Annotated in this window: 8 protein-coding genes and 1 pseudogene; 6 read left to right on the top strand and 3 right to left on the bottom strand. The window is 71.4% G+C overall.

Annotated features, from left to right (window positions below; all coding sequences use genetic code 11):
• The 3 genes from B9S57_RS00850 to B9S57_RS00840 form a co-directional block, all read right to left on the bottom strand.
• A partial coding sequence (locus B9S57_RS00850) for a PucR family transcriptional regulator ligand-binding domain-containing protein (protein ID WP_103513598.1) occupies window positions 1–1109 on the bottom strand: 1109 nt, incomplete at its 3' end.
• 105 nt (window positions 1110–1214) lie between these two features.
• The gene (locus tag B9S57_RS00845) at window positions 1215–2612 is read right to left on the bottom strand and encodes an FAD-binding oxidoreductase (RefSeq protein ID WP_103513597.1); all 1398 of its coding nucleotides are present in this window, start codon (window positions 2610–2612) and stop codon (window positions 1215–1217) included.
• Between the two features lie 97 nt (window positions 2613–2709).
• Window positions 2710–4512: a glycoside hydrolase family 15 protein gene (locus tag B9S57_RS00840; RefSeq protein ID WP_103513596.1), complete on the bottom strand. Its 1803-nt coding sequence runs from the start codon at window positions 4510–4512 to the stop codon at window positions 2710–2712.
• Between the two features lie 438 nt (window positions 4513–4950).
• On the opposite strand from B9S57_RS00840, the gene B9S57_RS00835 reads away from it, so the two are divergent.
• The 6 genes and pseudogenes from B9S57_RS00835 to B9S57_RS00810 form a co-directional block, all read left to right on the top strand.
• Window positions 4951–6621: a CTP synthase gene (locus tag B9S57_RS00835; protein WP_103513595.1), complete on the top strand. Its 1671-nt coding sequence runs from the start codon at window positions 4951–4953 to the stop codon at window positions 6619–6621.
• Between the two features lie 77 nt (window positions 6622–6698).
• Complete coding sequence (locus tag B9S57_RS00830; protein ID WP_103513594.1) at window positions 6699–7325, top strand: NUDIX hydrolase; 627 nt, start codon at window positions 6699–6701, stop codon at window positions 7323–7325.
• Window positions 7326–7520: 195 nt separating this feature from the next.
• Window positions 7521–9593, top strand: a complete 2073-nt coding sequence (locus tag B9S57_RS00825) for an ATP-binding protein (RefSeq protein WP_103513593.1) — start codon at window positions 7521–7523, stop codon at window positions 9591–9593.
• Window positions 9594–9737: 144 nt separating this feature from the next.
• On the top strand, window positions 9738–10853 hold the full coding sequence (ald, locus tag B9S57_RS00820; protein ID WP_103513599.1) for an alanine dehydrogenase: 1116 nt from the start codon (window positions 9738–9740) through the stop codon (window positions 10851–10853).
• A gap of 360 nt (window positions 10854–11213) precedes the next feature.
• Entirely contained in the window at window positions 11214–12332 is a 1119-nt protein-coding gene (locus tag B9S57_RS00815; protein WP_103513592.1) for a ParA family protein, read from the top strand.
• Window positions 12317–12659, top strand: a pseudogene (locus B9S57_RS00810) (hypothetical protein); the annotation flags it as partial. The gene B9S57_RS00815 and the pseudogene B9S57_RS00810, both read left to right, overlap by 16 nt.

Raw genomic sequence — 12659 nt, 5'->3', positions numbered from 1 at the left:
GTGTCCGGTCGCAGCGCCAGCAGCAGCAGGACCCTGCCCTCCACCGGGCGCACCCCGACCAGCAGCGGCGCTCCGACTGCCGCGAGTTCCTCCGCCACGGTCCTGGCCGGCAGCGCCCAGCTGCCGGATGGCGCGGACTCCGGGGCGAGAAGCATCACCACGGGCAGCAGCGGGTGCTCGCCCGGCCTGAACCCCAGGACCCCGGCCTGGGCGGGTGCGTCACCGGGGGAGATCCGGCCCTCGGCGAGATCCGTGAGGAAGTCACCGCGCCCCCGCGCCGCCACTTCCTCCTCCTGGCGGGCCTGCATCAGCACGACCGCCAGGATGCCCGCCGCACGCTCGGCCGCCATCCGGTGCACCGTCGCCAGCGGCCCCGACACGGCCAGCAGCACCAGCCGGGCCCGCACGGAGCCGGCCCCGGGCCCGCCCCCCGGCACCTCGACCAGCACCGCTCCGGCGGGCGGTGCCTCCCGGGACGCGCGTGCCCCGCGCAACCCCTCCCAGACCTGGAGCGGATCGGCTCCCACCGGCCCCGTCCCCGTGCCCGCCGCGAAAAGCAGCCGTCCGTCCGGGGTCTCCAGGAAGACCGGATTCGCGGCGAAATCCGCCAGGATCCCCAGGACCTGCGGCACCCCGCCGCCGCCGAGAACCGCCTGCGTGCACCGCCGGTGGACCTCCTCGGCCCGCTGGAGCAGGGCGTAGTGGCCGTTGACGATCTCGGTGTGGATCTCCTCGGTCACCGCCACGAACGGCACCTCGCGGTGCAGCTGGACGAGCGGCAGCCCCGCGATCCGCGCCGCCTCCACGATCGCCGTCGGCAGCCGGCCGAAGCGCGGTCCGAGTTCCACGACCAGGGCGGCGATCGAGCGGTCGGCCAGCTTTCGGACGAAGGCGCGCTGGTCGGAGGGCCGGGCCCCCAGGCCGAGCCCCGTGGTGAGCAGGAGCTCCCCGCCCTTGAGCAGGGCGGGGATGTTCGGCGCCTCACCCGCGTGCACCCACCGCACCGTGCGGTCCAGCCGGTCCTCGCCGGTCAGTACCTCCGGGAGTCCGCCGCGCAGCCCCGGGAGCTCCAGCGCCCGCCGCACGGTGATCCCGCCCTCTGTCTCCACCGGCTCCGGCCTCGTGCTTCCCGTCGTGCGCTCACGCGCTCGTGCCTTCGTGTCCATGGGGCGCGAACCCCCCGGTCAGGAAGGTACCGGCCCACGCCGGGCACGTCACACCTCGGCCACCGCCGGCTTGACGTTGTGGTTGAGGTGGAAGACGTTGTCGGGGTCGTAGCGCGCCTTGACCCGGGACAGCCGTTCGTAGGCGTGCTCCCCGAATCCGGCGACGACCCGCTCCTGGCCCTCGCGCCCGATGAAATTGAGGTAGACCGCGCCGCTCGCCCACGGCACGAAGTCGCCGCGGACCCGGCGCACCCACTGCTTGGCCTCCTCGTCGCCGGCCTCGCTCTCCCAGACGCCGAAGGGATGCACGGCCCACGGGGAGGAGCGCCAGGGCAGCGGGTAGTCGGCGGGTCCCCGGGCCACCGCGCCGCCCATCGGGAACAGCACATGCTGCGAACCCGAGGGGACGGGCATCGTCGCGGCCGCCGCGCAGAAGGCGGCCGCCGCCTCGTCGGGGAAGCCGTCCAGGTACTCCGCCGACCAGTAGTTCCGCATGCCGGGCGGGTCGTCGAGCATGCACTGCAGGTCGGCGTACGGGATGGCGTCGATCACCTCTGCCTCGCGCTCCAGCGCCAGCAGCGGCGCCGCCACCTCGCGCAGTTCCGCCTCCGTCCCGGCACAGGTGACCAGGACCGCGCAGACGAGCCGGCCCACCATGGCCTCGGGCACCCACTCCTCGGGCGGTCCGGTGATGTAGATGCAGGCGCCGCCCGCCGCGTCGGGGGCGGACTCCATCACGTTCCGGTACGTACGGACGGCCTCGGGGCCGTTCTCCGGGCGGAACAGGAGCAGCGCCATGCTCATCGCCGGCAGGTCGTGCAGCCGCAACGTCAGCGAGGTGACCACACCGAAGTTGCCACCGCCGCCGTGCAGGGCCCAGAAGAGCTCCGGGTTCTCCTGCGCGCTCGCGTGCACCGTGCTGCCGTCCGCCGTCACCACCTCGGCGGCCAGGAGATTGTCACAGGCCAGTCCGAAAGCGCGCTCCAGCCATCCTGACCCGCCGCCCAGCGTGAAGCCGCCGACACCGGTCGTGGACACGCGCCCGCCCGTGGTCGCCAGGGCGTACGGCTGGGTGGCCCGGTCCAGATCGCTCATGGTGGCACCGCCGCCGACGCGGGCGGAGCGGGCCTCGCGGTCGACGTCCACGGTGCTCATCCGGCGCAGGTCGACCACCAGACCGCCCTCGCTCAGGGCCATGCCCGCGACGCTGTGGCCGCCGCCGCGTACGGCGACCTCCAGCTCCTCCTCGCGCGCGAAGCGCAGCGCCCGCGCGACGTCCGCCTCACCGGCGCACTGCGCGACCACCGCGGGTCTGCGGTCGATCATGCTGTTGAAGACGGTCCGGGCCTCGTCGTAACCCGGGTCGCCCGGGATGTGGACCGCTCCGGCGAAATCCGGGCCCAGCACGTTCCGGGCGGTGTCCGTCGCAGGGGATCGGGGCGTCATGGGGAGCCCCCTTCGCAGGGCGTGGCAGGACCTTTCCATCGTAGGCCCGGCCGTGGAGATCGGCCGTTCCTGCACAGGTCCTGCCCCGCCCTCCGGGTCAGCCCACGTACGCCCCGCTGGCCGTCAGACGCAGCGCCGTGTCGATCAGCGGCACATGGCTGAACGCCTGCGGGAAGTTCCCCACCTGACGCTGCAGATTGGAGTCCCACTCCTCGGCCAGCAGGCCGAGGTCGTTGCGGAGGGACAGCAGCTTCTCGAAGAGACGGCGGGCCTCGTCGACCCGGCCGATCATCGCCAGGTCGTCCGCCAGCCAGAACGAGCAGGCCAGGAACGCGCCCTCGTCGCCCTCCAGGCCGTCCACGCCCGCGTCGTCGCCCTCGGTGGGGTAGCGCAGGACGAAGCCGTCCTCCGTGGACAGCTCCCGCTGAATCGCCTCGATCGTCCCGATGACCCGCTTGTCGTCGGGCGGCAGGAACCCCATCTGCGGAATCAGCAGCAGGGAGGCGTCCAGCTCCTTGGAGCCGTAGGACTGGGTGAAGGTGTTGCGCTCCGCGTCGTAGCCCCGCTCGCAGACATCGCGGTGGATGTCGTCACGCAGCTCGTACCACCGCTCCAGCGGCCCCTCGGCGTCCCCTGACTCGATCAGCTTGATCGTCCGGTCGACGGCGACCCAGGCCATCACCTTGGAGTGCACGAAGTGCCGGCGCGGCCCGCGCACCTCCCAGATGCCCTCGTCCGGCTCCTCCCAGTGCTTCTCCAGATAGCTGATCAGCTTGAGCTGGAGGCCCATCGCGTAGTCGTTGCGGGTCAGGCCCGTCATGTGCGCCAGGTGCAGCGCCTCGGTGACCTCGCCGTACACGTCGAGCTGGAGCTGGTTCGCCGCGCCGTTGCCGACCCGGACCGGCCCGGAGTTCTCGTAACCGGGCAGCCAGTCCAGCTCCGCCTCGCCGAGCTCCCGCTCACCCGCGATGCCGTACATGATCTGCAGGTTCTCCGGGTCGCCCGCGACGGCCCGCAGCAGCCACTCGCGCCAGGCGCGGGCCTCCTCGCGGTAGCCCGTGCGGAGCAGGGACGAGAGCGTGATCGCCGCGTCCCGCAGCCAGGTGTAGCGGTAGTCCCAGTTGCGCGAGCCGCCGATGTCCTCCGGCAGGGAGGTGGTCGGGGCGGCCACGATGCCCCCGGTCGGCGCGTAGGTGAGCGCCTTCAGCGTGATGAGCGAGCGGACGACGGCCTCCCGGTAGGGACCGTGGTACGTGCACTGCTCGACCCACTCGCGCCAGAAGTTCTCCGTCGCCTCCAGGGACGACTCCGGCTCCGGCACGCCGGGCGGCTCGTGGTGCGAGGGCTGCCAGCTGATGGTGAAGGCGATCCGGTCGCCGGGCGCCACGGTGAAGTCGGAGTACGTCGTCAGGTTCTGGCCGTACGTCTCCGCCTCCGTGTCGAGCCACACCGAGTCGGGGCCCGCGACGGCGACCGTACGGTTGTCGACCTTGTGCACCCACGGGGTGACCCGTCCGTAACTGAAACGCATCCGCAGTTCGGAGCGCATCGGGACCCGGCCGCTCACCCCCTCCACGATGCGGATCAGCTGGGGCGCGCCGTCACGCGGCGGCATGAAATCGGTCACGCGGACCGTGCCGCGAGGGGTGTCCCACTCCGATTCCAGGATGAGCGAGTCACCGCGGTAGCGGCGCCGGTCCGCGGCGGGAGCCTCCGCGCCCTCGGCGCGGGCGGGTCCCAGCCGCCAGAAGCCGTGCTCCTCGGTACCGAGAAGTCCCGCGAAAATTGCATGTGAATCGAAACGGGGCAGGCACAGCCAGTCCGCTGTGCCGTCCCGGCAGACCAGGGCTGCGGTCTGCATGTCTCCGATGAGTGCGTAATCCTCGATGCGCCCGGCCACGTGCGTCTCCAGTCGAACGGCCATGTCGCCCCGTAGGGCGCTTACTGCTGGTCAAGGGGTCGTTGTAGTAGAACCGACGAGCTCTTGCACGGGTGAGCGGGCTGGGGTGGAGCCGCTGGGCCGGCCAACTCGGCAGCGAGTGTCCGAGCAGGATACGACGCACCCGGTAGATCCGCGCGCCTGTCCGCAAGTTGTCCGCCACCTGTCTCGGGCGAATGGGTGGGACCTGAAACGGACGTGTCGATCGTGTGCCCACACCGGTGCGGGCATGGCCGGAAGCACCCTCCCCTCGTCGCTGTTACCCTGGTAGCCCGTGGACCGGTGGTCGTCCCGACAGTGGACGAGGCCCCCGAACCGCAGCGACGGCGCCTCCGGAAATCTCCGTACGGCATGCCGGCACGCACCTCACGATCGCGACCACGGGAGCCCCCTTTGGCTATGCAGCCCTCATCCACGACGACCAAGCACATCTTCGTCACCGGGGGTGTCGCCTCCTCCCTCGGCAAGGGTCTGACTGCCTCCAGCCTGGGTGCCCTGCTCAAGGCACGTGGCCTGCGGGTCACCATGCAGAAGCTCGACCCCTATCTCAACGTCGACCCCGGCACGATGAACCCCTTCCAGCACGGTGAGGTGTTCGTCACCAACGACGGCGCCGAGACCGACCTGGACATCGGCCACTACGAGCGCTTCCTCGACGTCGACCTCGACGGCTCGGCCAACGTCACGACCGGCCAGGTCTACAACACGGTGATCGCCAAGGAGCGGCGTGGCGAGTACCTCGGCGACACCGTCCAGGTCATCCCGCACATCACCAACGAGATCAAGCACCGCATCCGGCGCATGGCGACCGACGACGTGGACGTCGTCATCACCGAGGTCGGCGGCACGGTCGGCGACATCGAGTCGCTGCCGTTCCTGGAGACGGTCCGCCAGGTCCGCCACGAGGTCGGCCGCGACAACGTCTTCGTCGTGCACATCTCGCTGCTGCCCTACATCGGCCCGTCCGGCGAGCTGAAGACCAAGCCGACCCAGCACTCCGTCGCCGCGCTGCGCAACATCGGTATCCAGCCGGACGCCATCGTCCTGCGCGCCGACCGCGACGTCCCGACCGCCATCAAGCGCAAGATCTCGCTGATGTGCGACGTCGACGAGGCCGCCGTGGTGGCCTGCAAGGACGCCCGGTCGATCTACGACATCCCCAAGGTGCTGCACACCGAGGGCCTGGACGCCTATGTCGTCCGCAAGCTGGACCTTCCGTTCCGCGACGTCGACTGGACCACCTGGGACGACCTGCTGGACCGGGTCCACAACCCCGACCACGAGGTCACCGTCGCCCTGGTCGGCAAGTACATCGACCTGCCCGACGCCTACCTCTCGGTCACCGAGGCCATCCGGGCCGGCGGTTTCGCCAACAAGGCACGCGTCAAGGTCAAGTGGGTCGCCTCCGACGACTGCAAGACCCCGGCCGGCGCGCAGAAGCAGCTCGGCGACGTCGACGCCATCTGCATCCCCGGCGGCTTCGGCGAGCGCGGTGTGGTCGGCAAGGTCGGCGCCATCCAGTACGCCCGCGAGAACAAGGTGCCGCTGCTCGGCCTCTGCCTGGGCCTCCAGTGCATCGTGATCGAGGCGGCGCGCAACCTCGCCGGCATCCCCGACGCCAACTCCACGGAGTTCGACGCCGCCACCGGACACCCCGTCATCTCCACCATGGAGGAGCAGCTCGCGTATGTCGAGGGCGCGGGCGACCTGGGCGGCACCATGCGGCTCGGCCTGTACCCGGCGAAGCTCGCCGAGGGCTCCCTGGTCCGCGAGGCCTACGCCGGCGAGCCGTACGTCGAGGAGCGCCACCGCCACCGCTACGAGGTCAACAACGGCTACCGCGCGGAGCTCGAGAAGAAGGCGGGACTGTTCTTCTCCGGCACCTCCCCGGACAACAAGCTCGTCGAGTACGTCGAGTACCCGCGTGAGGTCCACCCCTACCTGGTCGCCACCCAGGCGCACCCGGAGCTGCGCTCCCGCCCGACGCGCCCCCACCCGCTCTTCGCCGGTCTGGTGAAGGCCGCCGTGGAGCGCAAGGTCGCGGCACACGGAACGGGCGCCGACGCGTAAGGCGATACGGTTGACCGGGGTACGGATCCTTGACGGGATGCGTGCCCCGGTTTCTGTTTGTTCGTGGGAGGACGTAGATGGGTTTCCAGGACACACCCGAGGAGTGGCAGGTCACCGCGACGGTGACCCCCTTCACCGGTAACAAGACCAGCGTCCGCACCGACGACGTCGTGATGCCCGACGGAAGCGTCCACAGCCGCGACTACCAGGTCCACCCCGGCTCCGTCGCCGTGCTCGCGCTCGACGCGGACGGCAGGGTCCTCGTCCTGCGGCAGTACCGGCACCCGGTGCGCCACAAGCTGTGGGAGATCCCCGCGGGGCTGCTCGACATCCCCGGCGAGAACCCGCTGCACGCCGCCCAGCGCGAGCTCTACGAGGAAGCCCACGTCAAGGCCGAGGACTGGCGGGTGCTGACCGACGTCTACACGACGCCCGGCGGCTGCGACGAGGCCGTGCGTATCTTCCTCGCCCGGGACCTCTCCGAGGCCGAGGGGGAGCGCTTCGAGGTCTCCGAGGAGGAGGCCGACATGGAGCAGGCCAGGGTGCCCCTGGAGGAGCTCGTACGAGGGGTCCTCGCCGGGGACCTGCACAACAACTGCCTGGTGGTCGGCGTCCTGTCGCTGACCGCGGTGCTGGCGGGGGACGGGGTGGACTCCCTCCGTCCGGCCGAGGCGCCCTGGCCGGCCCGCCCGTTCGAGGTCTGACCCCTCGTCCGGTCCGTCCCCGCCGGGGCGGACCGGCGCTGCTCCGATCGGGGGGCGGTCGTACGAAAAGCTGATCCGATCGAGGGATGTGTCCGCCGCGCTCGGCCGTGATCGTCCGCACCACTGAACTACGCTCGAAAGGCCCCGCCCGGAGTTCCGGCGGGCAACCGCGTGCAGCGAAGTGGAGCGTGGCCCGTGACCGATCAGGCGGTGGACACCAGCGGCCCGGCCTCAGCGGCGGGGACGGCGGGAGCCAAGGAACCGCCCGGCGCCGTGCCACCCCAGTTCTTCGGCCGTGAACGCGAGTTGAAAGCCCTTCAGGAAGACGTCGAAGGGGCCGGCCTCGACACGCTGGCCGGCCGCAAGGCGGCGCGCGCCAGGGTCCTGCTGATCGCCGGGCGGCCCGGATCCGGACGCAGCGCCCTCGCCGCCGAACTCGCCCGACGGCTCGCGGAACCCGGCGACTACCCCGACGGGGTCCTCCGGGTCCCGCTCACCGAACCCGGAGGCGAGCGCGTCCCCTTGGAGCGGGCCGCACGCGGACTCCTGGGCCTCCTCTCACTCACCGCCCCGCCCGGAACCGGCGAGGACGAGCTCGCCGAGATGGTCCGCGAGGCGTTCGCCGTGCGCCGCGCACTGATCGTGCTCGACGACGCCGTGGACGCCGAACAGGTGGATCCGCTGCTGCCGGACAACCCCGACTGCCTGGTCGTCGCCACCGCGACCGGCCCGCTCACCGGAATTCCCGGTGTCCGCCCGTGCACCATCGGCGGGCTGGACGCGGGCTCCTCCGTGCAGTTGCTCGCCCGCACCATCGGCCAGGTCCGCATCACCGTCGATCCGCGCACCGCCGAGACGCTCACGGAGGAGTGCGGGGGACAGCCCGCCGCACTGACCCTGATCGCCGGCTGGCTCGCCGCCCGGCCTGGCGCGTCGGTCGCGGACGTCGCCAAGCAACTGCGCGAGCGGCAGGAGGACTCCGAACAGCCCGCCGCCACCCAGCCGCTGGCCCGCGCCTTCCGGCTGGTGCACGACTCGCTGCCCCCGGCCGCCGCCCGCACCCTGCGGCTGCTCGCCCTCGCCCCCGCCGGACTGGCCGACGCCCACACGGCCTCCGCGCTGGCCGGGTGCTCGGTGTCGGCCGCCCAGAGCACCCTGGACGACTTCGTCCGGTTCGGGCTGCTGCGGACCAACGGTGCCGAGCTCCCGCAGTACGAGGTGCCCGGCTGCCTTGCCCCGCTGGTGCGTGCGGTGCTGGAGGAGCGGGAGCGGCCCGCCGAGATCCAGCTGGCCCGCGCCAGGATGCTGGAGCGGACCGTGCGCCGGCTGCAGGCCTGCCGGGCGGTCACCGACCCCGAGGACTCCCCGGCCCGCCGCCGGCTGGCGGGGCTGCCGCGCTCCCTGCGCTTCCCGCATCCCGAGTCCGCCGCCGAGTGGCTGCGGATCCGTGAGCCCGCGCTGCTGGCCGCCGCCCGTGCCGCGGTCCGCGAGGGCGACCTGGACACCCTCGCCCGCCGGCTGGTGGCCGCTCTCGTCCGCGCCCTCGCGGCGCACCGGGGGACCGAGGACGCCGCGCCCGTGCTGTACGGGCTGCACGGTCTGGTCCTCGACGTGGCGGTCCGCCGCGACCTGCCGCGGGAGAAGGCCGCGGCCCTGCTCAATCTCGCCGACCTGGACGCCAGGACCGGCCGTACGCGCGAGGCGCTGGCCCGCTACAGGGCCGCGCTGGACGCCGGGCGCGCGGCGAACGACCTGTACGCGACCGGCCGGGCGATGGAATCCGCAGGCGGCGCGTACGCCGAGCTGGGGGACTACAACCGCGCCTCCGACTGGTACGGCCGTGCCCTCGCCCAGCGCCTCGGCCAGGGGGAGCGGGCCGAGGCGGCACGGCTGTACGGGCGGCTGGGTGCCGTCCACACGTACGCCGGGCGCTACGGCGAGGCGCTGCGCGACTGGCGGGCGGCGGCGTCGGGCCACCGCAGACTCGGGGACCTGCCGGCCCAGGCGCGGGCGCTCAGCGAGGCCGCGCGGGTGCAGGAGTACGCCGGCCGGCCGCAGGAGTCGCTGCACACCTGCCGGGAAGCGGTCGACCTGGCGCGCAGGGCCGGTGACGTGCGGCTCCAGGCCGCGCTGGAACTCAGGCTGGCGGACACCCTGGACCGCCTCGGGGATCCGGCGGCGGCCCGGCTGCACCGGGCGTCGGCCGACAGACTGCTGGGAGAGAAGGGGGCGACCTACGATATCCGTAGTACTTCCGTCGAAACTTAATGCTTTGTAAGGCTGGACAGCGAGAAGCCCTTCATTAATGATGGCTCTGCCGCACATCTCTGCGGTGTCTCCCCCTATGCTTGGTTCATGCGGGTATCTCCCGCTCTGTCCGAGCATCTCTCCGAGCCAAGGACCGTGATCGACGTGAAGGTCGGCATCCCCCGCGAAGTCAAGAACAACGAGTTCCGGGTGGCGATCACCCCTGCCGGAGTGCATGAGCTCGTCCGTCACGGCCACCAGGTCCTCGTGGAGCAGCACGCCGGTGAGGGCTCGTCCATCCCGGACGCGGAGTACGTCGCCGCCGGTGCGCGGATCCTCCCCACCGCCGACGAGGTCTGGGCCGCCGCCGACCTGCTGCTCAAGGTGAAGGAGCCGGTCGCCGAGGAGTACCACCGCCTCCGCAAGGGCCAGACCCTCTTCACCTACCTGCACCTCGCCGCATCCCGCGCGTGCACGGACGCCCTGATCGCGTCGGGAACGACCGCCATCGCGTACGAGACGGTCGAGACCGCGACCCGCGCGCTGCCGCTCCTGGCCCCGATGTCCGAGGTGGCCGGCCGCCTCGCCCCGCAGGTCGGCGCCTACCACCTGATGCGTTCGGTCGGCGGACGCGGAGTGCTCCCCGGTGGTGTCCCCGGTACGGGTTCGGCCCGGGCCGTCGTCATCGGCGGCGGTGTCTCGGGCTGGAACGCCACGCAGATCGCCGTCGGGCTCGGCTTCCACGTGACGCTGCTCGACAAGGACATCAACAAGCTGCGCGAGGCCGACAAGATCTTCGGCACGAAGGTGCGGACGGTCGTCTCCAACGCCCTCGAGCTCGAGAAGGCCGTCGTCGAGGCCGACCTCGTCGTGGGCGCCGTCCTCATCCCCGGTGCGAAGGCGCCGAAGCTGGTCACCAACGAGCTGGTCGCCAAGATGAAGCCCGGAAGTGTTCTTGTCGACATCGCGATCGACCAGGGCGGCTGCTTCGAGGACTCGCATCCGACCACGCACGCCGAGCCGACCTTCATGGTCCACAACTCGGTCTTCTACTGCGTCGCGAACATGCCGGGCGCCGTGCCGAACACCTCCACGTACGCCCTCACCAACGCCACGCTGCCCTACATCCTGGAGCTCGCGAACCGGGGCTGGGTCGAGGCGCTGCGCCGTGACGCCGCCCTCGCCAAGGGTCTCAACACCCATGACGGCCAGGTGGTTTACCGCGAGGTGGCCGAGGCCCACGGCCTCGACCACGTCGAACTGAGCACGCTGATCGGCTGAGCGGGTCAACCCTCTCCGTCAACCTCACGCGTCCGGCCGGACCTTGCCCAGCAAGGTCCGGCCGGACGCGTGAGGGGCCCCGGCCCAACTCGCCGGAGACGTAAGCCTCTACCCGTTTTGCACCCCCGCGAAAGGTGTGCCCCGGACGCTCCGTGCTCTTGACAGAGGGGTGTTCGATTGCCGACACATCGGGCCGGGTCCGGCGGATTGTGTTGCTGCGAACCGGTGACACGCCATAGAGTCGCCAATCGTCGGCATGGTGCCACGCTGACCTATCGATAAGTAGTCCTGGTCACATCCAAGGAGGTAAGACGACTTGTGAATGAGTCGACAATTACTCCCGGGGGTGGTCAACCAGGGATGCCTGCACGGGGTCTGAGCCCGATCGGGCTCGAAGCTGTCGGCTCCGTCGCTGTCCGCACCTTCGCCACCCACCAGCAGATGACGACAGCCCCCCAGATGATGGACGGCCTACACGTGAACGCCATGGCCGGCAACGAGAGTGGCCGGGAGACCGCCCACTTCGCCGACTTCGCCGAGGTGCCCGAGGGGCACTTCTACGACCCCGATGCCGAATACGAGCCCGATCCGGAGTACGCGGCCACGCTCGCGCCCGACGCCGCTCGCCAGCGCCGCGAGCGGATCGGACCGACCGGCCGGCCGCTGCCGTACTTCCCGATTCCCGGTCCGCTGACCGACCACGGCCCCGCGAAGATCATCGCTATGTGCAACCAGAAGGGCGGCGTGGGCAAGACCACGTCGACCATCAACCTGGGCGCCGCGCTCGCGGAGTACGGCCGACGTGTCCTGCTCGTCGACTTCGACCCGCAGGGAGCCCTGTCCGTCGGTCTCGGGGTCAACCCGATGGAGCTCGACCTCACCGTCTACAACCTGCTCATGGAGCGGGGTATGGCGGCCGACGAGGTCCTGCTGAAGACGGCCGTGCCCAACATGGACCTGCTCCCGAGCAACATCGACCTCTCGGCCGCCGAGGTGCAGCTGGTGAGCGAGGTGGCCCGGGAGTCGACGCTGCAGCGCGCCCTCAAGCCGCTGATGGCCGACTACGACTACATCGTGATCGACTGTCAGCCCTCCCTCGGCCTGCTCACCGTGAACGCCCTGACGGCGGCTCACAAGGTGATAGTCCCGCTGGAGTGCGAGTTCTTCGCGCTGCGTGGTGTGGCGCTGCTGACCGAGACCATCGAGAAGGTCCAGGAGAGGCTCAACCCCGAGCTGGAGCTGGACGGCATCCTCGCCACCATGTACGACTCCCGCACGGTGCACAGCCGTGAGGTGCTCGCACGCGTCGTCGAGGCCTTCGACGACCACGTCTACCACACCGTCATCGGACGCACCGTGCGCTTCCCGGAGACCACGGTCGCCGGTGAACCCATCACCACGTACGCGTCCAACTCGGTCGGTGCCGCCGCCTATCGCCAGCTCGCCAGGGAGGTGCTCGCCCGGTGTCACGCCGAGTGAGTCTGCCGGGGGCCGACGAACTGTTCCGTACCACCGGGGGCATGGGCCTTCAGGCCTCGTCCCCCGCCGAGCGGCGACGCAAGGCGAACGGCGAGGCGCGGGTCCCCGCGCCGGCCGGAGGAGGCGATTCGGCGGCGGACACCGGCCAGGGCGGCGCACCGGCGAGCGGTGAGGCGCCCTCCGGCGTCTCCCGGGAGGAGCACTCCGCGGCGGACGCCGACGGCGGTGGTTCCCGCAGCCGCGCCGAGGGGGACGGGCAGGGAGCGTCCGCCACGCCCCGGGCCCGCACGGTGCCGCCCCAGGAGCCGGCTCCCACCGTCCAGCCGC

It is taken from the genome of Streptomyces sp. SM10, assembly GCF_002910915.1.
Classification (GTDB): Bacteria; Actinomycetota; Actinomycetes; order Streptomycetales; family Streptomycetaceae; genus Streptomyces.
This window is presented reverse-complemented; position numbering and strand designations above follow the sequence as displayed.